At 38.3% G+C, this 24254-nt stretch carries 21 protein-coding genes; all 21 read right to left on the bottom strand.

Annotated elements, in window-relative coordinates; translation table 11 throughout:
- Nucleotides 1-7 precede the first annotated feature (7 nt).
- Nucleotides 8-2605, bottom strand: coding sequence for a DNA mismatch repair protein MutS (gene mutS, locus SLH51_RS10140; protein WP_335961144.1), 2598 nt, complete (start codon nucleotides 2603-2605; stop codon nucleotides 8-10).
- 155 nt (nucleotides 2606-2760) lie between these two features.
- Nucleotides 2761-3324 carry an outer spore coat protein CotE gene (locus SLH51_RS10135; protein ID WP_335961143.1) on the bottom strand — a complete coding sequence of 188 codons (564 nt, stop codon included), beginning with the start codon at nucleotides 3322-3324 and terminating at the stop codon, nucleotides 2761-2763.
- Nucleotides 3325-3711: 387 nt separating this feature from the next.
- The gene (locus SLH51_RS10130; RefSeq protein WP_335961142.1) at nucleotides 3712-4143 is read right to left on the bottom strand and encodes a YlbF/YmcA family competence regulator; all 432 of its coding nucleotides are present in this window, start codon (nucleotides 4141-4143) and stop codon (nucleotides 3712-3714) included.
- Entirely contained in the window at nucleotides 4143-5756 is a 1614-nt protein-coding gene (gene miaB, locus SLH51_RS10125; protein ID WP_335961141.1) for a tRNA (N6-isopentenyl adenosine(37)-C2)-methylthiotransferase MiaB, read from the bottom strand. Before miaB ends, SLH51_RS10130 begins: the two co-directional genes overlap by 1 nt.
- A 569-nt stretch (nucleotides 5757-6325) precedes the next feature.
- Nucleotides 6326-7192 carry a 2-oxoacid:ferredoxin oxidoreductase subunit beta gene (locus SLH51_RS10120; RefSeq protein ID WP_335961140.1) on the bottom strand — a complete coding sequence of 289 codons (867 nt, stop codon included), beginning with the start codon at nucleotides 7190-7192 and terminating at the stop codon, nucleotides 6326-6328.
- Entirely contained in the window at nucleotides 7179-8957 is a 1779-nt protein-coding gene (locus SLH51_RS10115) for a 2-oxoacid:acceptor oxidoreductase subunit alpha (RefSeq protein WP_335961139.1), read from the bottom strand. The genes SLH51_RS10120 and SLH51_RS10115 overlap by 14 nt, the downstream gene beginning before the upstream one ends.
- A 334-nt stretch (nucleotides 8958-9291) precedes the next feature.
- Nucleotides 9292-9552: a stage V sporulation protein S gene (locus SLH51_RS10110; RefSeq protein ID WP_227935882.1), complete on the bottom strand. Its 261-nt coding sequence runs from the start codon at nucleotides 9550-9552 to the stop codon at nucleotides 9292-9294.
- A 168-nt stretch (nucleotides 9553-9720) separates the two neighbouring features.
- Nucleotides 9721-10515, bottom strand: coding sequence for a TIGR00282 family metallophosphoesterase (locus tag SLH51_RS10105; protein ID WP_335961138.1), 795 nt, complete (start codon nucleotides 10513-10515; stop codon nucleotides 9721-9723).
- Between the two features lie 282 nt (nucleotides 10516-10797).
- Complete coding sequence (rny, locus tag SLH51_RS10100) at nucleotides 10798-12360, bottom strand: ribonuclease Y (protein ID WP_335961137.1); 1563 nt, start codon at nucleotides 12358-12360, stop codon at nucleotides 10798-10800.
- 166 nt (nucleotides 12361-12526) lie between these two features.
- A complete protein-coding gene (locus tag SLH51_RS10095; protein WP_335961136.1) occupies nucleotides 12527-13192 on the bottom strand; it encodes an ATP-binding protein in 666 nt (221 codons plus the stop codon).
- A complete protein-coding gene (locus tag SLH51_RS10090) occupies nucleotides 13185-13433 on the bottom strand; it encodes a hypothetical protein (RefSeq protein WP_335961135.1) in 249 nt (82 codons plus the stop codon). The genes SLH51_RS10095 and SLH51_RS10090 overlap by 8 nt, the downstream gene beginning before the upstream one ends.
- Nucleotides 13434-13448: 15 nt before the next feature.
- The gene (locus SLH51_RS10085) at nucleotides 13449-14873 is read right to left on the bottom strand and encodes an AAA family ATPase (RefSeq protein ID WP_335961134.1); all 1425 of its coding nucleotides are present in this window, start codon (nucleotides 14871-14873) and stop codon (nucleotides 13449-13451) included.
- Complete coding sequence (locus SLH51_RS10080; RefSeq protein ID WP_335961133.1) at nucleotides 14866-15858, bottom strand: metallophosphoesterase family protein; 993 nt, start codon at nucleotides 15856-15858, stop codon at nucleotides 14866-14868. Before SLH51_RS10080 ends, SLH51_RS10085 begins: the two co-directional genes overlap by 8 nt.
- 60 nt (nucleotides 15859-15918) lie before the next feature.
- Complete coding sequence (recA, locus tag SLH51_RS10075) at nucleotides 15919-16968, bottom strand: recombinase RecA (RefSeq protein ID WP_335961132.1); 1050 nt, start codon at nucleotides 16966-16968, stop codon at nucleotides 15919-15921.
- A 234-nt stretch (nucleotides 16969-17202) separates the two neighbouring features.
- Nucleotides 17203-18813 carry a DEAD/DEAH box helicase gene (locus tag SLH51_RS10070; RefSeq protein WP_335961131.1) on the bottom strand — a complete coding sequence of 537 codons (1611 nt, stop codon included), beginning with the start codon at nucleotides 18811-18813 and terminating at the stop codon, nucleotides 17203-17205.
- A complete protein-coding gene (locus SLH51_RS10065; protein WP_335961130.1) occupies nucleotides 18810-20063 on the bottom strand; it encodes a competence/damage-inducible protein A in 1254 nt (417 codons plus the stop codon). Before SLH51_RS10065 ends, SLH51_RS10070 begins: the two co-directional genes overlap by 4 nt.
- Before the next feature lie 20 nt (nucleotides 20064-20083).
- The gene (gene pgsA, locus SLH51_RS10060; RefSeq protein ID WP_335961129.1) at nucleotides 20084-20662 is read right to left on the bottom strand and encodes a CDP-diacylglycerol--glycerol-3-phosphate 3-phosphatidyltransferase; all 579 of its coding nucleotides are present in this window, start codon (nucleotides 20660-20662) and stop codon (nucleotides 20084-20086) included.
- A gap of 227 nt (nucleotides 20663-20889) precedes the next feature.
- A complete protein-coding gene (locus tag SLH51_RS10055; RefSeq protein WP_335961128.1) occupies nucleotides 20890-21801 on the bottom strand; it encodes a helix-turn-helix domain-containing protein in 912 nt (303 codons plus the stop codon).
- A gap of 12 nt (nucleotides 21802-21813) precedes the next feature.
- The gene (locus SLH51_RS10050) at nucleotides 21814-22587 is read right to left on the bottom strand and encodes a DUF3388 domain-containing protein (RefSeq protein WP_335961127.1); all 774 of its coding nucleotides are present in this window, start codon (nucleotides 22585-22587) and stop codon (nucleotides 21814-21816) included.
- Nucleotides 22588-22844: 257 nt separating this feature from the next.
- A complete protein-coding gene (locus tag SLH51_RS10045; protein ID WP_335961126.1) occupies nucleotides 22845-23096 on the bottom strand; it encodes a DUF3243 domain-containing protein in 252 nt (83 codons plus the stop codon).
- Nucleotides 23097-23524: 428 nt separating this feature from the next.
- Nucleotides 23525-24253: an elongation factor P 5-aminopentanone reductase gene (gene ymfI, locus SLH51_RS10040; RefSeq protein ID WP_335961125.1), complete on the bottom strand. Its 729-nt coding sequence runs from the start codon at nucleotides 24251-24253 to the stop codon at nucleotides 23525-23527.
- Nucleotide 24254 lies beyond the last annotated feature (1 nt).

Genomic DNA, 24254 nt, shown 5'->3' with positions numbered 1-24254 from the left:
ATTATATTTACTTTAATAATCTTTGCAACTCATTTATAAATTGTATCGCTTCAATTGGTGTCATATGAAGTACATCTTTTTTAACGAGCTTTTTCAAAACTTTCTCTTCTTGTCCAGTTATGGAAACTGAAGGTTGCTTTTCCTCGCTTTTTTTGGGATGTTCATCTTCTATAAACAAGGATAATTGTTGTTCTGCTTGTGGTGGTTGAATAAGCGGTCCTCTGACAGACGCCGTGCTTTCTTCAAATTGTTTCAGTAGAGTTTCTGCTCTTTGTGTTACTTGCAAAGGCAATTCTGCCAATTCCGCTACGTAAATTCCATAACTTCGATCAGCTTGTCCATCAACAACTTTATGCAGAAATACGACATTCCCATTTTCTTCAACTGCCGATACGTGAACATTCTTCAAGTCCTCTAGCGATTTATCTAGTTGTGTCAGTTCATGATAATGGGTCGAGAAAAGGGTTTTAGCACGAACCGTATTATGAATATATTCAATAATCGCTTGAGCAAGTGCCATTCCATCATATGTCGATGTACCTCGTCCAATTTCATCAAGTAAGATTAAGCTATTTTGGGTTGCTTTTGTTAATGCATATTTTGTTTCAAGCATTTCAACCATGAACGTACTCTGTCCGCTTGCAAGATCATCGGCAGCCCCAATTCTTGTAAACACTTGATCAAAGATCGGCAGTTCAGCTGAGGTTGCTGGTACATAACAACCGATTTGTGCCATAACAGCAAGTAGTGCTAATTGACGCATATACGTACTCTTCCCGGCCATGTTTGGTCCAGTTATTAAGAGCATTTCACGTCCTTGATTCATTAAAACATCATTTGCTACATACTGCCCTTTTTCAATAACAGTTTCAACAACTGGGTGCCGGCCATCTATAATGGCAATTTCTCGTTTAGTGGAAAATGTTGGTTTCACATAATGTAGTTGTTCACTTACTGTAGCAAATCCTGCTAATACATCAATCTCACTTATCGAATGAGCCAATGCCTGAATCTGTTCTAAATAAGATTTTGCTTCTTCCCGTACATTAACAAACAAATCATATTCAAGTTGTTCCATTTTTTCTTCTGCTTCTAATATTAAAGCTTCTTTGTCTTTTAACTCCGGCGTAATATAACGTTCCGCGTTTGTTAGTGTTTGCTTTCGTTCATAGCGTCCTTCAGGCAGCAGATGAAGATTGGCTCTTGTTACTTCAATGTAATAGCCAAACACTTTGTTAAATCCAATCTTAAGCGATTTAACACCTGTTTCGAGCCGCTCCTTTTGCTCGAGCTCAGCAATCCATTGCTTCCCATTTTTACTAGCATCTCGATACGTATCTAATTCATCATGAAAGCCTGGCCGAATCATTCCGCCTTCTGTAACAGAAATGGGTGGATCCTCTACTAAGCTTCGATTTAATAAATCTATTAGTTCCTGAACATGTTCCTCTTGTCCGAACCAACGTCCAACAGACTCTGGTGCCATTTTCCTTATTTGTTCTTTTAACAATGGAACTTTTTCTAATGAGCGTTTTAACTGAACAAGCTCTCTTGCATTGACACTCCCGTAAGCAATTCTACCTGCTAGACGTTCTAAATCATAGACTTGTCGCAATTCATCTCGTAGTTCTTCTCTCTCAAAATAAGCATTTAAGAAAGACGTAACCTGTTCCAATCTTTTTTCAATTGCTGTTTGATCTATGAGTGGTCGTTCTATCCAATTCTTAACAAGTCTACCTCCCATCGCTGTAACTGTCTGATCAACAATTGATAGCAATGAACCAGCTTTCTTTTTTTCTCTAAGTGACTCTGTTAATTCTAGGTTTCTCTTTGTGTGAGTGTCCATCTTCATAAAAGAGTCTGATTGATAGACTGTTACCTTTTGTAAATGGTTCAAAGAACGCTTTTGCGTACGAACTAAATATTGAAGTAATCTAGCAAAACTTAATTGTAATTTATCTGAATGTAAATTGTCGCATAGATGAATATAATCATAAGCGAGTTCTGTCACGTCTTCATATGATATCGTCAAAGGATGCTTTTCTTGAATTCTCTTAAGCACGCTCTGATCAAGATCTGTTGCAACAACAAGTTCTTTCGTACCTGAACTCGCAATATCATGTATTACGTCCTCCAAATCAACAATAAGTGTTGCCGCACACTCTCCTGTTGTTAGATCCGTTCGTGCTAAACCATACGTTTTGTCTTCAAAATAAGACAATGCGACTAAATAATTGTTTTCCTTTTCTTTAATCACATTTCCGTTCATCATCGTTCCAGGTGTCAAGAGCTTAACTACCTCTCGCTTTACAACACCTTTTGCTTGCTTTGGGTCCTCGACCTGTTCACACAAAGCAACTTTATATCCTTTTTCAATTAATCGGGACATGTACTGGTCAGCAGAATGATAAGGAACCCCGCACATTGGTATGCGGTCTTCACCTTGCCCACGTCCCGTTAAAGTAATCTCCAATTCCTGAGCTGCTAATTTCGCATCTTCAAAAAACATTTCATAAAAATCACCAAGACGAAAAAATAAAAAGGCATCTTGATGCTGTGCCTTAATTTCTAAATATTGGTTCATCATCGGGGTATTTTGTGCCATGATTGTCCTCCACCGTACATAATTAATACGGTTTATTATATCATAGGCTCTAGCATTCTCGCATTAGGGAGAGTTTAACTGTTTTTTCTAGAATTAAGTTTCTTACACCAGTGCAAAAAAATCGAGCAAGCCTACGATTGGCTTGCTCATTCGTCTTATTTATCAAACTCACCGTGTAGAAAATTTGGATCAAGACGCTCATACTCCTCATCACTTACCTCATCTGTGTATTCTGCAGCAGGAAAATCTTCTATCAAACCATCAGGGTTAACAGCTACAGCTACTTTTGTTTCACCGATACATTCAACAATAAATTCACGCTCAACCTGCACATCTACATTCGCACCATTTTCGGAAACTGTTGCTTCAAGAGTATTTGGTTGCTGTACCGCCCGTGCAATAACATCCATTTCATCTGATAAGACATTCTCATCTTGCATGGAAAGCGGTATTACATCGGAATAAGTAACAGTTTGCGTCGCAACATCTGTCTTCGTATTTTTGCTATACGAAAACCAACAGTTGATATCGTAGCTGCCTTGCACCACTACTGAATTGCCCTTTTTTTCTGCTGAGTACTTATGATTAATAATCCAGCAGCCCAAAATGCTAGACGGTCTGTGTGAAGGGCTAATCGTATGAGTTGCTTCAGAAAACTTACGACCTTTTCCACATACCGCTTTTGTAATAATTTCACGATAGTTAAAGTTTTGAGACATGAAACAAAACCCTCCTCTTTTCTCTTATCATATCGAGTTGTCGGTCGCTCGTGTCGGCTGTCTTGCCTAATTCGCTCCGCCAAATGCTTCACTGTCATCCTATGCAGGGCGAATAACCAATGTGCGAAAAAAAGAATTAAAGATGATAGCAAAGCGTTATCTGTACCACGATATGATGAGATGACGAAGTTTAGTACATGAATTGATAAAACTTCTTGGAAATCATTTAAATTATAGCCTTATTAAGATAGTTTATAAGGGTTCGCGTCGTTTTCTAACTACTTTTATTGAAGCGATCACTTTAGTCCTTCAGCTTTGCTGTAACAGCAAACAGACCTACCTGTTTTTATAAAGTAGGTCTGTTTCTGATATGAAAGGAAGTTTGACTTAATGCTTGCAACCACCATCAAAATAAGGATTTTTTGTTGTTGTCCCTTTTAATAAATCCCCATCCATAGACGTGATGATTTCGTCTGTAATTGTTTTGGAGATCGTATTCGAAACCATTTGCAATAGCTCATTTACTTCTACTTGACTTGACTTAAATTCTTGTACAAGCGGAATTGAATCAATTTCCTGATGTAATGCATCGATTTTTGCTTCGACTTCTTTTAACGCTTCTGACTTCCCGTAGTGTTGAAGATTTACTGCTTCTTTTTGATGTTTTTTTATTTGTGCAATCAGTTCTTGTATTTTAAGATGATCATTGATTTGTTTTTCTGCACGCTTAAAGAAATCAACTTCTTCTGTTTCAGCCATCATTTTTGCGAGTTCTTTTGCTTTTAACCTTATATCATCTCTTGTATACGTTGTTGTCATTATCTATTTACCTCCGCCATTTCAACCATTTCTCCATTAAGTGACCATGTTTTTGCTTCTGTCACTTTTATATAAACTATTTCACCGATAACTGATTTTGGAGCTCTGAAGTTCACTAATCGGTTTGTTCTCGTACGCCCAGCAAGAACATCTGGATTCTTTTTACTCTCTCCTTCTACAAGGACTTCAACAATTTGATCTTGGTAATCAAGATTTTTCTTTGCTGAAATTTCATTTACAAGGGCATTTAAACGCCCTAAGCGCTCACGCTTTACTTCCATTGGAACATTATCTTTCATTTTTGCAGCTGGCGTCCCTTCACGAGGCGAATAGATATACGTGAATGCACTATCAAATTCGATCTCACGAATGAGAGAAAGGGTTTCTTCAAATTGTTCCTCAGTTTCATTAGGAAAACCAACGATGATGTCCGTTGTAAATGACGCGTTTGGAATGGCCATTTTTATTTTGTGAGCAAGCTCAACATATTGCTCCCGAGTATATTTTCTAGCCATCAGTTTCAATATTTCGGTGTTACCGTGTTGAACCGGCAAGTGAATATGCTCAACTAAATTGCCACCTTTTGATAATACTTGAATTAAATGATCATCAAAATCACGAGGGTGACTTGTTGTAAAACGGACACGTGGAATATCAATTTTATGAATTTCGTCCATTAAATCACCAAGTCCATATTTCTTACCTTCAAGATCTTTTCCATAAGCATTAACATTTTGTCCTAGCAGTGTAATCTCTTTATAGCCTTGTCTTGCTAAATCACGGACTTCAGCGATAATATCTTCTGGAAGACGACTACGTTCTTTTCCACGTGTGTATGGCACGATACAATACGTACAGAACTTATCACAACCGTACATGATGTTAACCCATGCTAGTGTTTTCCCTTGGCGAGCTCGTGGCATATTTTCAACTATATCGCCTTCTTTTGACCATACTTCTATAACCATCTCTTTACCATATAACGCATTTCTAAGAAGCTCAGGTAAACGATGAATATTGTGTGTCCCAAAGATTAAGTCGATATGCTGGTGTTTTTGCATGATGCGGTTCACGACATTTTCTTCCTGTGACATACAACCACACACTCCAACAATCAGCTCTGGACGTTCTACTTTCAATGTTTTTAAGTGACCAATTTCACCAAACACTTTGTTTTCTGCATTTTCACGAATCGCACAAGTATTTAAAAGAATTACATCTGCCTCCGTTGTTTCTTCGGTTGCTTCAAATCCCATTTCAAGCAATAATCCAGCCATATTTTCTGAATCATGCGTGTTCATTTGACATCCATACGTACGAATGAGAAATTTCTTTCCATTCCCAATGCCCTTCATTTCTTCAGGAATTAAACTGTCAGGACGTAAGACTTGTACATCCTCTTTCCCACGACGTTTTCCTTGCTTGTAGTCAGGTTGGTCATAGATTGAGATTTCTCGACCTTCTATTCGAATCACCTTTTTATTTTCTTCTTCTGAAATAATTTTTGCATTTGAAAGATCAAAGTATTTGCTATAATCCTTTTTCTGTTTTTCAGTAGTTTCAACAGATTCCTTTGTATTTCCTAAACGTCCTAGACGTTGTTCTTCATTCATTTAATAAAAACTCCTTCCTTCAAGCTTTTCCAAGCAAACAAACAGAAAGCCCACTTTTAGTGAGCGAGATTTTTTGCATCGTTTCTTTCATACATTATACGTGGATTTGTCAAGAAACTCAATGAATCTTGTTTGTCTATCTTTTTACAACTCTCTTACATGTTATAGACAAGCAAAAATCGACGCTCTACTATGCAAGCGTCGATTTCTACTTTGTTCAAAAGTAAGTTCAAAAAGGTAAAAATCGACCTTTTTGAACCTAATTTTTTATTGCTTTTTAAGGCGAGGTACAATGGCTCCTCTCGCTGCTCGCCTACTAGGAGAAACCCACTCCTAGTAGGCTTAAAAAATTGCAGCGGTTCCGCTCATTGTTTCGAGAAGGTTCAAAAAGGTAAAAATCGACCTTTTTGAACTGATTTCTTTTGCTTCTCTTCGATGCACAATGGCTCCTCTCGCTGCGCGGCAACTAGGAGAAACCCACTCCTAGTTGCCTTAAAATACTGCAGCGGTTCCGCTCATTGTTTCGAGAAGGTTCAAAAAGGTAAAAATCGACCTTTTTGAACCTTCTCTTACATAAATTCTGCCATTAGTTCATTAAATTTCGCTTCATCAAGTTGTAGGTCTTGATGTGCTAGTGGTTTTTCGTCATATGTTGGAATTAGCTCTTGGTATGATTTTTGCTCTTTGTTTTGATAAATTAGACCAGTAACAAGGCCATTATGTTCCATCAGTGTTTGCATAGCTTTCATGCGATTAGACGGATCATATTCCTCTACATCAGCGAGCTTCGTAATATTTTCCTTAAACCAGTCATACGTGTTAACTTTATTGAACGTTACACATGGACTGAATACGTTAATGAGGGAGAACCCTTTATGGTTAATGCCTTGTTCAATAAGAGATGTAAGCTCTTTTAGGTCACTAGAAAAGCTTTGCGCTACAAATGTTGCACCTGCTGTTAAAGACATCTCCATAACATTTAATGAAGATTCAATAGAGCCGCCAGGTGTACTCTTTGTTTTAAAGCCTACATCACTTCGGGGTGATGTTTGTCCTTTTGTTAATCCATAAATTTGGTTATCCATAACGATGTACGTAACATCAATGTTTCGACGAATAGCATGAATCGTATGTCCCATCCCAATCGCAAATCCGTCACCATCGCCACCAGAAGCAATGACTGTTAAATCACGGTTTGCCATCTTCACACCTTGAGCAATTGGTAATGCACGTCCATGAACACCATGGAAACCATATGAATTAATATACCCTGAAATCCGGCCAGAACAGCCAATACCAGAGACAACAGCAAGATCATCTGGCTCTAGACCAACATTTCCAGCAGCACGTTGAATCGCTGCTTGAACAGAGAAATCCCCGCAACCAGGGCACCAGTTTGGTTTTACCTTATTACGAAAATCCTTAAATGTTGCCATCTAATACCAACTCCTTGCTTGCATGATATAATTCTTTACATGTTTGATGTAGTTCACCAGGTAAGAACGGATTCCCGTCATATTTTAGTACATTCTCAATTTTCACGTCGCCTACATTCATTTTAATAATGTTTGCCAATTGCGCAGTCGCATTGTTTTCAATAACTACTACTTTTTTTGCTTTTGCAATTTGCTTTTTCATTTCCTCTGCTGGGAATGGATGTAATAACCGAACATGTGCATGATTCACTTTGACACCTTCAGCTTCAAGTCTTGGCATAGCTTCTTCAATCGTTCCACGAGTTGAGTTAACTCCGATGACAAGCAAGTCAGCATCTTCATGCTTGGCATTGATAAAAAGTGCATTATTAAACAGTGAAGGTAAATCAGCTACTTTACGCAAACGCTTATCCATTTGGTTCACACGATTTTCTGGGCTCTCAGAAGGCTTCCCTGTTTCATCGTGCTCAACACCCGTTACGTGATGAATTCCATTTTTCATTCCAGGAATCACACGATTTGAAACTCCAGAGTCGGTCACTTCATAACGCTTATAGTAAGCTTTATCTTCTCGCTCAGGAATTTCCCCTTCTTGCTGCAAGGCTCCACGACGAATTTCAATTTTATTATAATCAAGTGGCTCCACAGTTTGCTTCCCTAATGACAACGCTAAGTCCGTTACTAAGATAACTGGGCATTGAAATTCCTCAGCAAGGTTGAAGGCTTCCACCGTGTCATAAAACGCTTCTTCAACTGTACTTGGCGCCATCACTATTTTAGGGATATCCCCATGGGTACTATAAATCATTGCCATTAAATCAGATTGCTCTTGTTTTGTAGGAAGACCAGTACTTGGACCACCACGTTGTGTATCCATAATGACAAGTGGTTGTTCCGTCATTCCTGATAGACCAATTGCTTCAGCCATTAACGACAGACCAGGACCAGCAGACGCTGTAAACGAACGTACACCGGCATAGTTCGCACCAATTGCCATCGTACAAGCTGCAATTTCATCCTCTGTTTGTATAACCGTACCACCAAACTGAGGGAGTTTATCAATCATGTATTCCATGATTTCTGATGCTGGAGTAATAGGGTACGCAGCCATAAAACGACTTCCTGCAGCTATAGCTCCCATTCCGATCGCATCATTTCCAATCATAAACATTCTTTTCTTGCCGTCGGCTGGAGCAAGCAATAAATCAGGCATATTTACGCCAGCTTCATTACGGAAATAATCTGCTCCTGCTTGAATTGCTTTCATATTCTTTTCGACAACAGAAACGCCTTTTTTAAGAAAGAGATCTTCAACAACATCTTGATAAGAAGTAGGATCTAACCCAAGGATCGCACTTGACGCCCCAACAGCAACCATGTTTTTCATTAATGAGGTACCAAGTTCCGTCGCGATTTCTGTAAATGGAACTGCATATAAACGTACATCATATCCTTCTGTGACAACAGGATTAAACTTTGCATCAGCAATGACAATGCCGTCTGCACGCAATTCATGAATATTGACATCGATCGTTTCTTGATCAAAAGCTACAAGAATATTTAAATCATCAGAAATTGAATTTAAAGGTTTTGTGCTTACACGAATTTTATTATTTGTATGTCCACCTTTAATACGTGACGAAAAATGACGATATCCATATAAATAATAGCCTAGGCGATTTAGTGCAGAAGCAAAAATTTCACCTGTACTTTCAATTCCTTCTCCTTGCTGCCCGCCAACTTTCCATGATAATTGTTCTCTCACTCTCTCCACCCCTTACATGTCTAATAAACTTTAAACCACGTATTGTAAAAATTAATATAATTCTATCATATTTCCGAGTAAGTTACTAGACTTACTCGATTTTATTATTTTTATTTATCTTAAACGTCATTATAATAGTCCCTTTAACAGGAAAAAGCAAGACCTTTCCGTAGTCTGTATCATTCATGGAGAGTTATGTTACTTATAATTTCCAAATTATGTATGTTATTCATACTACGTTATGTTTAAACAATGAAATCACAATTTTGCTTTTCATAACACAAAAAGACCTACTTACATTTTGCAAGTAGGTTTCCTTTCGGCTGCCTATTAATTATCTAGGCTCAACAATTATTTTCATTGCCGTCCGTTCTTCTCCATCAATTTTAATATCTGTGAAGGCCGGGATACAAACAAGATCAATTCCACTCGGGGCAACAAATCCTCGGGCAATCGCAATCGCTTTTATCGACTGGTTAAGCGCTCCTGCTCCAATTGCTTGAATTTCTGCTGCTCCTCGTTCACGAATTACTCCAGCTAGTGCACCAGCAACAGAATTGGGAGTAGATTTTGCTGAAACTTTTAAGACTTCCATTTCTTGTACCTCCTCTTTATGCCAAAAGTGGGCTGTCCATGATTACGATCGTCTTCATGCTTTCAACAGTGCAATTAGCAGATTGCTAATCGTACAAGATGTGAATCTATTTCATCTTATTTCAGAAAACCTATCCTTATTCCTAAAAGTGCAAAATTACTTGACAATTTACGTATAAAACGGATGATCCTCATTAATCTGAATCCGTTTGATTGATGTAGCCAAACCAGTTTTCGGGTTAATATCGATAATTACCCCACTTAATTGTTCTCGTCCCTCTGCTACTTCAAACCTCACAGGTAAATTCGTTAAAAATTTGTGTAATACAGCTTCTTTTTCAACACCAAGTATGCCATCATAAGGTCCCGTCATACCTACATCGGTTAAATAAGCCGTACCTTTTGGTAATATGCGTTCATCTGAGGTTTGAACATGTGTATGAGTTCCAACTACCGCAGAAACTCGACCGTCTAAATACCAGCCCATTGCTTGTTTTTCACTTGTAGCCTCCGCATGAAAATCAACGAATATATAAGGAGTTCTTCCTTGTATCTCTTCTAAAATTTCATCAATTTTTTCAAAAGGACAATCAATTGCAGGTAAAAACGTACGTCCCATTGCATTAATAACTGCGATCTCAATATCATTATATTTTACCAGAGTGTAGCCTTTCCCTGGTACTCCAGCAGGGTAATTAGCTGGTCTAATAAGAGCTTTTGCATCATCAATAAATTCAAAGATTTCTCTATTATCCCATGAGTGATTTCCAAGTGTCACAACTTGTGCACCAGCATCTAAAAATCCCTTATAAATCTTCTCTGTAATCCCTTTTCCTGAAGCCGCATTTTCACCATTAATAATTGTAATTGTAGGTTTATATAATTGTTTTAGCTTCATCGTATATTCTTTTATCATTTTTCGTCCCGGTGCACCAACAACATCACCAATAAATAAAATTCTCATATTGACTCCTTTATATAAATAATTGTTTGAATTTGTATCAAAAAGTAAATATAACGTATGTAAGGGAAATGAATTGCGTCGACGATATTCCAAAAGGGAAACCCGTCCTTTTGGTTTGGGTGTTTGCAATGGCTCACTCGCTACGCGGCCTATGAGAAAACCACTCATCGCCCTTAAAACATTGTAGCGGCTCCGCTCATTGCGTCGACGATATTCCAAAAGGGAAACCCGTCCTTTTGGAATATCGTCTGTAAAACAAATAAAGTGGCGATAATCGCCACTTTATTTTGCATACTCAACCGCTCGTGTTTCACGAATAACTGTTACACGGATATGCCCTGGATAATCTAATTCTTCTTCAATTCTTTTCGTAATATCCCGAGCAAGCTTATGTGCAAGGGTATCATCAACAACATCTGGTCGAACCATAATACGTACTTCACGTCCAGCCTGTATAGCATAAGTCTTTTCAACGCCTTCGAAAGACTCTGAAATTTCCTCCAGTTTTTCAAGACGGCGAATGTATGTTTCTAGCGTTTCTCTTCGTGCACCTGGTCTTGCAGCTGAAAGGGCATCTGCTGCAGCGACAAGTGTTGAGATAATAGATGTTGATTCTGTATCTCCATGATGAGATGCAATGGCATTAATTACAACTGGATGTTCTTTATATTTCGTTGCAAGTTCTACCCCTATTTCAACGTGGCTTCCTTCAACTTCATGATCAATTGCTTTTCCAATATCGTGAAGTAGTCCAGCACGTTTAGCAAGTTTTACATCTTCACCTAATTCAGAAGCCATTAACCCGGCTAAGTGAGCTACTTCCATTGAATGCTTTAACACATTTTGGCCATAACTAGTTCTAAACTTCAGTCGACCGAGAACTTTAATTAAATCTGGATGTAAGCCATGAATTCCCATCTCAAATGTTGTTTGCTCACCATACTCTCTAATCGCTTCGTCCACTTCGCGACGAGATTTATCGACCATTTCTTCGATACGAGCAGGATGGATACGACCATCTTGAACAAGTTTCTCTAGAGCTGTACGAGCTATTTCACGACGAATTGGATCAAATCCTGATAGAATAACCGCTTCAGGCGTATCATCAATAATTAAATCGATTCCTGTTAATGTCTCTAACGCTCGGATGTTTCGACCTTCACGACCAATGATTCGTCCTTTCATTTCATCGTTAGGTAAGTTAACAACCGAAACAGTCGTTTCTGCTACGTGATCAGCAGAACAACGTTGAATTGCAAGAGACAATATTTCTTTCGCCTTTTTATCAGCTTCTTCTTTTGCTTGTGCCATTCGTTCCTTAATAAGGAGAGCCGTTTCATGAGCAATCTCTTGTTCGGCCTCATTACGAATAATTTCACGAGCTTCTTCGCGAGAAAATCCAGAAATGCGTTCAAGCTCCGTTTTCTGCTTGTTCAAGATTTCCTCCACTTTGCTATCCATCTCTTCAATTTGTCGTTGTTTTTTGGTGAGAGATTCCTCCCTTTTATCCAAAGACTCTTCTTTCTTATCTAAGGTTTCACTCTTCCGGTCAAGAATCTCTTCTTTCTGTACCAAACGATTCTCTTGTTTTTGAATCTCATTTCTTCGTTCACGAACTTCACGTTCTGCCTCCGTACGAATCTTATGAGCCTCATCCTTCATTTCTAGGATTGCCTCTTTTTTGTTCGCCTCAGCATCGCGCTTCGCATCTTCAACAATTTGTTTCGCTGCATGTTCCGCACTTGAAATTTTCGCTTCTGCAATGGATTTTCGAACAAGATATCCAACAACTGCACCAATACCTGCAGAGACAACAAGCAAAATGGAGATGATCAATATTTCCATACTCTTTCACCTCCTCTTGCTATCTAATTGTTGGTTTTTCAATTTGTCATACTTTTCTTCATCATTATAAAAACAAACGCATATTACATTTGATCGCGGAAAAAAATAAATATGACATAAAACTTCACCGCATTCTACTTAATTTTAAAGCTCGTTTTAGGCAATGTCAAGTGTTGTCAATTTTCGCGACTTCACTTACCCCGTCTTTGATAGCGACTTCATACGCTAAATCACCTGACTGGGCAAGGTGATAATTATGGGTAATCATGATAATTTGTCTATTAAACATCGTACTTAATGACTTTAAGAACTCATATAAATAGAGAACATAATCTCCTGACACATGCTTGCCTGGTTCATCTAAGAGCAATGGACCAACTCTTTTTGGTTGAATGGTTTCAATTAACGCAACTCGTAGGGCAAGTGTCACAATGTCAACAACTCCACCACCACGTGAATCTTGCGGTCTCGTTTTTACTTTTATCCCCTCGTATTCAGAAACTACATAAAATTCTGCTACAGCTTTGTTTCCATGCTCTTCAAGTTCAATTTGAAAAGAAAACAAAGGACCGAATACATATTGGAGAGCGTTTGTAACTAATGCCTCAATTTGTTGCTTTGCTTGCTCTCTTGCATACTCAGCTGACTGTTGCAAAAGAACTCGTGCCTTTTCATACGTATCAATCGTCTCAAAATAAGAATCAAGTTCTTGCATTTTTTCAGCTAATTGTTCTTGTAATAACGTTCGTTTCGCGTCAAGTCTTGTCCATTGATTTTTCGCTTTTTTCAAGCGCTCTTCAAGTTGTTTCACTTGAGCTAATCGATTACTCATCTTTAATCAATTCCTTTGGAATGAGATCCCATGTCTCTTTCAAAGATAAATCAATTTCGTGCTCAAGCCTTTTAATTTCTTGATCCAGTTCTTCAGGCTGTACTCCAAGCTCTTCTAGTTCTACTAAGAGTCTATTCTTTTGATTTTCTAACTCTTCTAGTTTTGCTTCTGCTCTGTATCGCATATCTCTTGCTTTCTCGATTGCCTGTTTGATTTGAGTTAATTGTTGTTCAACATTCATGACAGTCCCTCCTTCTTAATCATTCCCGTGCTTACAAATTTCTTGCCCGCAAGTTGGGCAAGTCCCTTCAGCAAACAACATTTGTTGTAATTGTTGCTCTGCACAGATTTGTTCCTCCGTTTGCTTTTTGATAAAGCGGTTGCCTTCTTCCAATCTTGATTGAAAATCTAGTAACCTTGCTTGAATTGATTTGAGTTTCTTGGATCGCTCTGACGTATTTGCAATTATGTCATGTTTCTTCAAGAGCTGATTTCCATCTGGTAATTGCTTACTAACTCTCATTACGTGATTTAATTGTTCTTTATTTCTTTGTATTTGTTCTTTTAGTTGGCGTAATCGTTTCTGTTTCTCACGCCGTTCCCTCATTTGATCTACTGTAGCAACATCTACTAGATCAATGAATGTTGATTTGAATATTTTTTTCTTTTCCTCTTCTACTGAATAATCTAAATGTCTTTTCTCAATAACTCTTGACTGTAATACCTTTAAAAGGGATACTTGATTCTTAATTTGTTCAAATTGGTCGTACGCTCTGTTGACATATTCAGTTTTCTGTAACCAAGTGTGACATATATCGATAGAGCGGTTTAATTCTCTGGTCCGTTTTTGTTTCTGAGTCAAGACAATACAGCGTTGAACCATCGTCTGTAAACTTCCGACTTTGTTCTGCCAATTATCAACATCTTTTACCAATTGTTTTTGAATTAACGCTTTCTCTTCTTCTTGTTTCAATTGTTCCCATTGTTTTTTTATCATCGCTAGTTTATCTCTTTTAACTATCAATCTTTTAAGCTGCTCTACTCTTTCTTCTGAAACTAGCAACTGATTTTTTAATTCATCTAAATGTGAAAAAGGTTGAAGTTCATCTTGTAGCTTATCAATTGTTGCTTGTTCTTGTTTCATTCGTATGTTTAATTGAGAAAGATCTTTTGTCGTATCTCTTATAGCCATATCTAAAAAGTGAGCACCACTAATTCTTCCTAGCGTTTTTGCTCGAATCGAACTCGTTTGCTCTAATAAAAAAGGACCATCTAATTGTTGAGAAAGGTGGATCATTAGGTCGTTGTCATGATCAATTTTTAGGTGAGACATGCCATGAGCGTCCATTACCTCTTTAGGGACATGGATTCCAAACCCTTCAAGAACCAACTCTTCTTGTCCCTTTTTTCGCAAAGTATAGCGATTCTTAGAGCTCGTCCGTTCACGAATAATCACTGTCTCATCATCAAATGTAATGGTGACTCTGACAAAATCTGCAGAAACCCGTATGAAATCTGACCCTCTCGGTTGATTATATAAAGCCCAACGAATTCCACGTAAAATTGCAGTCTTTCCACTATCTGACTGACCAACAATAACATTTAAGCCGCCACTAAATTCAACATATGTATCTAGATGTGATTGAAAATTCTCCAACCTTACTGCTTTGATGTTATTCATGCGCCCCTTCCTTCCATACCTCTTCAATCACTGTCATCCTACGCAATGCTTCTTGCTTCACTTTGTCTTCCACACTTTTCAACGAAGCTATTTCTAATATAATATCGCTCATATTCAATGAATGAAACTGCGCCGATTCTTTCACTTGCTGAACAAAACTATGTAACTTCTCTTCCTGATGCACCGCTTTTTCTAAAAATGATCGGTCTAATACTTCCTCTCCCTTTCTAGCACTTTTAATGTGCACTTCTCTTAATGAAATTTTCTTATTTATTATTGTTCCTATAATCACTTTGGGCATCCTACTGATTTCTGACCAATGATTATTCACACGTGATAATGCTCCTGGATTGCACATAAATTTGCCATTTCGTTCTTTAATCCCAAAGCCACCATGAAAATGCCCTGTCAAAATGATATCAGCGGTCGTCCCCCAAATATGATCAATAAGCGTATGTGGTACACCTTCTGGTAATGCTTTTTCAACAAGCATACTATGGACAATGTGAATCAGGACATCGGCATTTGCATCTTTTGTTGGATAATAATCTAATTTCGGGTCTCGCTGGTCTAAATCATAATGGTATGGTTGACCACTAATTTGAACCTTACTTCCACCTTTTTCAATGAAAACTGGCTTTGTTTGGTCTATCACAGACATAACTCCAAATGAATCCATCAACCCAAGCATCGTTCTTGAGATTGTTTCTGGATTGTGACCAAATGTATCATGATTCCCTGCAACCACATAGATGGGCATGTTCGCCTTCATAAAAATTTTCGCAAATTGACCAACTACATTAGGAGATAAATCTGGTCGATCAAATACATCTCCACCATGTAAAAGGACATCCACATCTTCTTGATTTGCTAATGTAATGACTTCTTCTAATTTATCTTTTAGAGTATCTACATAAACATCTAAACGATTTTTCGGAGTCGTTCCACGTATATGTGTGTCTGTTACGTACAAAAATTTCATCATACACCTCCTCTAACCTGAAAAGAATAAGCACCTTGCGCAAGGTGCTTATTCTTACTTATTTTATTTCAAATCGAACGGAACATCCTCAAATTCTTCTTCCGTTGCTGCCGCTACTTCAATTTCACCATTTAAACCATGGTGATCTCGAATCAGCGTTTCGATTTGTTCAGTGATTTTCGGATTTTCTTTTAAGAACTGCTTCGAGTTTTCGCGTCCTTGACCGAGACGCTCCTCATTAAAGGAATACCATGCGCCACTCTTTTGGACAATGTCAAGATCAGATCCTATATCTAAAATCGACCCTTCTCGAGAAATTCCTTCTCCGTACATGATATCCACTTCAGCGACCTTAAATGGAGGAGCTACCTTATTTTTCACTACTTTAATCTTCGTTTTGTTTCCAACCATGTCATTTCCTTGCTTTAGTGTTTCTGCACGACGAACTTCTAATCGAACGGAAGAATAGAATTTAAGCGCACGTCCCCCTGGTGTTGTTTCTGGGTTGCCAAACATAACCCCTACTTTTTCACGAATTTGGTTAATGAAAATCGCGATTGTCTTTGACTTATTGATTGCTCCTGAAAGCTTACGTAGTGCCTGAGACATAAGACGTGCCTGCAAGCCAACATGGCTATCTCCCATGTCACCTTCAATCTCAGCTTTTGGTACAAGAGCTGCCACACTATCGATAACAATCATATCTACTGCTCCACTGCGTACAAGAGCTTCAGCAATCTCTAATGCTTGTTCACCAGTATCTGGCTGCGATAATAATAATTCATCAATATTCACACCTAATTTCTGTGCGTAAACCGGATCAAGTGCGTGCTCTGCATCAATAAATGCAGCTTGTCCCCCTTGACGTTGAACCTCTGCAATCGCATGTAACGTAACAGTTGTCTTACCTGATGATTCTGGGCCATATACTTCAATAACACGCCCCTTTGGATACCCACCTACTCCAAGTGCAATATCCAGTGCAAGAGCACCACTTGAAACGGTTGAGACGCGTTGTTCAGCTTGTTCTCCAAGCTTCATAATTGACCCTTTACCAAATTGTTTTTCGATTTGACGCAACGCCATATCAAGAGCAGCTTTACGATCACTCATTATGAATCTCTCCTCTATTAAAAAAATAATGTATTGTAAATTTTTATAAAAGCGAATCTATGTTTTGTTCTTTTCTATCATACCTTGTTTTTTTGCTTTTGCCAATAGTTTTTACGAACATTTATTCGCTTGCTAGTAATAGGAAAACCATTACGTGAGGAAAGAAATGAGAAGAGTCCTATCAATAAATGGACTCTTCTAAAACTTCATTTTACATAATATAGAATCTCGAGGCTAACTACGTGTTGGGGTACGGCGCGGTTCACGTTTTGGACGCGGCTTTGCTGGTTCTAAATTCACTCTCGCTCCACTAATTCTCGAATAACGGAGTGCCTCATATACAAATGGAGCCGCTTCTTCCGGAACTTCAACAAATGTAAAGTTCTCAAAAATATCAATTTTGCCAACAGCTTTCCCAGGAATTCCCACAAGCTCAGAGATAGCTTCGACTAACACTTTTGGAGTCATATTTACATTTCTTCCTACATTAATAAAGAATCGAACCATTCCTTTGGCGCCACCAGTGTCGCCAAAGTTATATCCGGATTCCTCTGTTGTAGACGCAGGAGAGAAGTTCATTTTTAATAAAGCAGTTACAACATCACTTGCCGCAAATTCAGCTAGTACCTCCTCAACAAGAGGAGCAAACAACTCGTCTTCTTTGCCACTAGTTGCAATCGTATCAGCAATCAATTTTTTCCATGATCCTTGTTGCTTAACAACCACTTCCTCAATTGTCGGTACATCTTGAGAAGGAATGCTCATTTTAATTTCTTGTTCAATCGAACGTAAATGTTTCATTTCACGAGGGGTAACAAGTGTTAGCGCAAGTCCCTTACGCCCAGCACGACCAGTACGACCAATTCGGTGAACATAACTCTCAGGATCTTGTGGTATATCATAATTAATAACATGGGATACATTCTCAACATCAATACCTCGTGCAGCAACATCAGTTGCAATTAAGAACTCGATCGAAGAATCCCGAAATTTCTTCATAACAGCGTCACGCTGTGATTGTGTAAGGTCTCCATGTAACCCATCTGCTAAATAGCCTCGAGCTTGAAGAGCTTCAGCAAGCTCTGCTACTCCTTTTTTAGTGCGGCAAAACAAAATACCAAGCTCGACATCTTCGCTATCAATAATTCTGCAAAGTGATTCAATTTTATTACGCTCTAACACTTTATAATACATTTGGTCAATTAGTGGTGCTGTAACCTCACCTTTATTAATCGTAACCGTTTTTGGCGCCGTCATATATTTCCGCGACAACTTCTTAATAGCTGGAGGCATCGTAGCAGAAAAAAGGAGGGTTTGACGGACAGAATTCACTTGACGAAGAATCGATTCAATGTCATCAACAAAACCCATATCGAGCATTTCATCGGCCTCATCAAGAACCACCGTATGAACTTGATCAAGCTTTAGTGTGTTCCTACGCAAGTGATCGAGAATGCGCCCAGGCGTTCCAATTACTACTTGCACACCTTGCTTTAGAGCTCGAATTTGATGGCCAATTGATTGCCCACCATAAATAGGCAATGTTCGAATTGATTTATGCACAGATATTTTTTGTAATTCACCTGATACTTGAATAGCCAACTCTCTTGTTGGTGTTAAAATGAGCGCCTGCACATGACGGTCTGACGTAACTTTATCTACAACTGGGATTCCAAAAGCAGCTGTCTTCCCCGTACCTGTTTGCGCCTGACCAATTACATCTCCACCTTCTAAAATAACAGGGATGGCCTTTTCTTGAATTGGCGAAGGCTCTTCAAAGCCCATGTCTTTAATTGCCCGTTTAATTGAGTCTGAAATCTGGAAATCATTAAAATACGTTGTCATTCTGTTTTATTCCACCTTTTCATTTCGTTCAATAAATAAAAACATCCATATTTAATAGCACGGTCTCTGACGGCTTCTCGTCTTCCGGCTAGATTCAATTCATAACAAAATGGCTCTTGGGAAAGTCCAGCAATCCCAATGTAAACTGTGCCAGCTTCTTTGCCTTCTTGTTTATCAGGTCCGGCTACACCGGTAAAGCTAATGGCAACATCTGCATCATATTGTTGTTGTGCACAGCTTGCCATTTCAAGCGCACACTGTTTGCTAATGACCCCGAACTTAGTCACTACTTCTTTCGACACTCCCAGAACATTTTCCTTCACATCCGTCGCGTAAGAAACACATCCCCCGCGAAAAACAGAAGAAACCCCTGAAAAAGAAGTCAGCATACTTGAGAATTTCCCTCCAGTAAAACTTTCTGCTGTAGCTATCGTACAGCGTTTCTCTTTTAATTGCAAAAAGAGTTGCTCCATAAGAGACGTATCATTATATCCATATAGGTACTGCCCAACGCGGTTTGTAATACGTTCTTCTGTTTCATCAAGCAATCGCTTCTGTTCTGCTACGCTTGCATGTTTAACAGTGAGCCTTAATGTCACTTCTCCCTCACTAGCTAAAGGAGCAATCGTTGGATTTGTTTGCGCTTCTATTAAATCCAATAGATCTGTTTCCAATTGAGACTCTCCAATATCAAAAAAACGAAGAACTCTAGATGTAATAGAAGTTTGTTCGCCAAGCATCTTGGATAACTCGGGTAATAACTCATTTAAAAACATCGGTTTCATTTCTTGCGGTGGTCCAGGTAATAAAACAATACTAGTACCATCTATAGAAACAATCATTCCAGGTGCCATCCCGTACTCGTTATTAAGAACACGACTCCCCTCTATAACCAGAGCCTGTTTACGATTATTATCGGACATTTGTCGATTGCGCTTTTTAAAATAAGATTCAATATTATGTAATGATTTTTCATGATGTACTAACTTTGTCCCTGCTAAAGAAGCAACTGCTTCTTTCGTTAAATCATCTTTAGTTGGCCCTAATCCCCCCGTTATGATAATTAAATCAGAACGAGAGATGGCTTGTTTAAGTGATTCAGTAAGCCTTTTATCATTATCGCCTACAGTTGTTTGATAAAAAACATTTACCCCTATGATGGCCAGCTCTTGAGAAAGAAACGCTGCGTTTGTATTCACGATTTGACCAAGTAAAAGTTCAGATCCTACAGAAATAAGTTCAGCATTCATTACATCTACCGCCTACTTTACTATTTAGATTTTAAGAGCACATGTTGATTTTTTTGGAAGTACTCAACCCCTGAAACGATGGTTAAGAAAGTTGCAACATAAATAGCGATCATATCAAATGGCAGCGACAACGCTTGAAATGGCCAATTATGTAGCATCAAAGCAGAAATGGCAACAATTTGACTCACTGTTTTTAATTTACCTAATTGACTTGCCGCAATAACATCTCCATCCGCCGCAGCAACTAAACGGATACCCGTAACCGCAAACTCTCGACTTATTATGATAATAGCTATCCAAGCAGGTAAAAGCTGTAGTTCTACTAGAGCAATAAGTGCAGCTGTAATTAACAATTTATCAGCGAGCGGATCAAGAAACTTCCCTAAGTTTGTGACAAGATTATGCTTTCTGGCATAGTAGCCGTCAAGCCAATCAGTCGCAGAGGCTATAATAAATATAATAGCGCCGATGAAATGAGCAAGAGGAATTGTCGTACCTAGAAACTGAATGTCACCAAATGAAAACGGGACTAGTAGAAAGATCATAAATAATGGAATTAGAAAAATTCGAGAGATAGTTATTTTATTTGGTAAATTCAACAAAATTCCCTTCCTTCATAGCAATGATATCTAATTTATGTAGTAAACCTATAAGACAAGTCATCAAGTTAAAACAGACCTTACTGAACAAGTCCCCTAATATTGTACCACAATTACTGACAATTGATAAATTCAACCAATTTATCTTCAAAAAACAAAAAAGAACTCGCTCCCTCACCCACTACTTCAAGTTTGAAGGTAGTATGTAAGGGAGTATGAGTTCTCTCTTATTCTGAAGACTTAACAATAGTAATATCAATCTTTTGATGAGTTATATCTAACGGAAACTCTAATTGTTTATCATTAATATACAAATTTACAAACTGTGACGCTCCAAAATTAAAAATAACTTGTTCTTCAGCTTCGATATCTAGAGGAACTTCATCCCCCTCAGATGGCGTTCCACTATAAAAGGTTTTTCCTTTTGCATTTTTTACATCAATATAGGATCTACCAATTAATTCAATGCGTACATCCGAGAATTGACCATTTTCTAATTCGAAAAAAGACGTATTCCCTACGCTTTCTTTGAAAGTAAGCGTAACCTCTGGTTCAACCTCTTCTTGCTCCTCTTGTTCTTCATGTTCTTCTTGCTCTAATTCTTCCGGAACATTTGATTCTTCTTCATCTGATTCTGGTTCCACTACACCAGGATCTTCACCTACATATTCAGAAAAATCCGCTTCGAGATTTTCACCGTCATCTGGAGCAACTGCACCATCGTCCCCGGTTCCTCCTCCTTGTGCCATTAGCCATATCCCCACTATAATAATGGCTATAAAAACAATAGCAACTAAAGCAGGTAGAAAGGATCCTTTTCTTGGTCTTTTTTTGGGCGCTGAAGCCGGTTTACTACGTTCAGTCCTTGAAGGTAATGTTACAGCCTCACGTTGTGGATTTGGAAGCTCATTTTTATATTGGTCAAATAACGGATCTGGATCAAGTCCAATTGCTTCCGCATATGTTTTGACAAACGCCCTCGCATAAAAAATTCCAGGCAAAGCATCAAAACGCCCTTCTTCGATGGCAATTAAATATCGTTTCTGAATTTTTGTTGTACGTTGAAGGTCCTCTAAAGAGAGCTGCTTTTGTTCACGTTGTTCCTTTAAATGCTGACCTAATTCTGACAATCCTAACACCTACCTACACCTTTAACTTATATCAAAAGAGGAAAATCCTGATTCAACTACCTCGTATGTAATCTGCTCTCCCTCATCATTTCTTAGTTCTATAATACAGTCAAAATCTTCTAATTCATATTCTGTTTCACGGACAAAAATATCTGGATGCTCGACCACTTTTACTGCAGGTAATCTCATGATATCACTAACAAGAGTACGATGTTTTTCCGTCGATCGCATCGTTGTTACGATTCCATCGATAATAAAAATATGATCTTCACTCATTTCATCATCCGCCAATTGACTGCGAACCGTTTGTCTTAATAAAGTCGAAGAAATAAACGACCATCTCTTATTGGCACATACACTAGCTGCTACAATTGATTCGGTTTTTCCAACACGAGGCATACCACGAATTCCTACTAAAAAATGTCCTTCACGTTTAAATTGTTCTGCCATAAAATCAACAAGCAACCCAAGCTCCGTTCGAATAAAACGAAAAGTTTTCTTATCATCGGCATCACGTTCAATGTAACGTCCGTGCCTAATCGCAAGACGGTCACGTAGTCTAGGTTCCCTTACTTTTATTACGGAAATATCTTCAATGGTTTCTAATATAGCTCTAAACCTCGCTACCTGATCATCACTAGAGCTTCGAATTAACATACCACGTCGCATATTATCGACACCATTTATTGTCACGATGTTAATCGCTAACATCCCAAGTAAAGACGAAATATCACCAAGGAGCCCAGGTCGATTTTTATGTATTTGATATTCTAAATACCATTCTTTTAAAGCCATTCGCGTCACCCTTTTAAGCTGATTGAGTATCTTCTTAGGCTAATATAGATTCTCTCTCTACAATGATAATTGATTTTGATTATAAATGAAAGAACTTTGTCGGAAATAATTGTAGGTTGACATACTAAATTTAATTATGTGAAAAATCTACAAGGAGTAGTTTGCTTCACAAATGTTTCCATTATGTATAGGTCTAAGTGTTTCTAACATATGAGATAAAAAAACGCCGCAAATGCGGCGTTTTTTTATCTCATATGTTAACCTTCGTTTTGAACAAGCTTCACCATCATATTTGCAATTGCATGTTGCTCTTGCTCATCAGCTACTTTCCACAGCTCTGCAAGGACACGCTCTTGTTCATTTTTCGGATCGACCTGTTGAGCCAAATATTCACCAACTTGATACGCGACATCAGACACAACATTTTGACTCATTCCTTCAGTTTCAGCTTGATTTAAACGGCTACCTAAGAAATCTTTCCATTGTTCCCAGTTGTCAAGTACAGACATGTAAGACCCTCCTTGATAATGTACTTCTCTTCTATTTTTTCTTATTCTACCTATAATATTCATCGTTTCTTTTGTTTTTTAAAGAGTAAGTACAAAAAGGGATGCCCTTTCCCTTTTTGTACTTACTCTAAGCAATGTGCGAACCGCTGCCGGCTTTTAAGCTTTTTATGAGTGATCTTCTCATAAAAAGCTTGCAGCGTGTGGAGCCATTGCAACCTCTTGATTAACCCAATCAAATAATCAAAAAGGGATGCCCTTTCCCTTTTTGTACTTACTCTAAGCAATGTGCGAAACCGCTGCCGGCTTTTAAGCTTTTTATGAGTGATCTTCTCATAAAAAGCTTGCAGCGTGTGGAGCCATCGCAACCTCTTGATTAACCCAAATCAAATAATCAAAAAGGGATGCCCTTTCCCTTTTTGTACTTACTTTCAACAATACCAAGCACCATTTATCGATAGAATATGACCATTTATGTAGTTTGCTCGACTTGAACTAAGAAAGGCAACCGCATGAGCAACATCACTTGGCTGTCCCAGTATGTTAGCAGGAATATCAGCTTTTAACTCTTCCAAAGAATCGATCCCTTGATCACTAAGCATATTTGTCTCTATTGCCCCAGGAGCTATCCCGTTTACTTGAATATTACTAGGCGCCAATTCTTTTGCCAGACCTTTTACAAAGCTATTCACTCCACCTTTCGCAGTGGAATAAATCACTTCACAAGATGCACCTGTTAACCCCCAAATTGAAGAAATCATAATAATTTTCCCTTTGCGCTTGCGGATCATATTCGGTAACAAACTTCTTGAAATTTTCATCGGATTTACTAAATGAATATTCAACATTTCTGTCATTTGCTGATTGGTCACATCGGTAAAAAGACCAATTTGACTCACCCCTGCATTATGTATAATTGTATGAAAAGCAACTTCTTTTGGGATCGTCTTAAGTAACTGTTCATCGCCTCTATTATTCGATAAATCGGCTTGTAAAAGCGTTACTTTTGCTCCTTTTCTTTGACACTCTATTGCAAGATATTCCGCAGCTTCTACATTTTGATAATAATGCAAAAAAAGAGAGCAGCTAGGAGATGCCAGCTCTCTTGCTATTGCTGCGCCAATCCCTCCAGATGCTCCAGTAATTAAAATGTGTTTCATT

This window comes from Halalkalibacter kiskunsagensis (genome assembly GCF_037027555.1).
GTDB classification, from domain to species: Bacteria; Bacillota; Bacilli; order Bacillales; family Bacillaceae_D; genus Halalkalibacter; species Halalkalibacter kiskunsagensis.
This window is presented reverse-complemented; position numbering and strand designations above follow the sequence as displayed.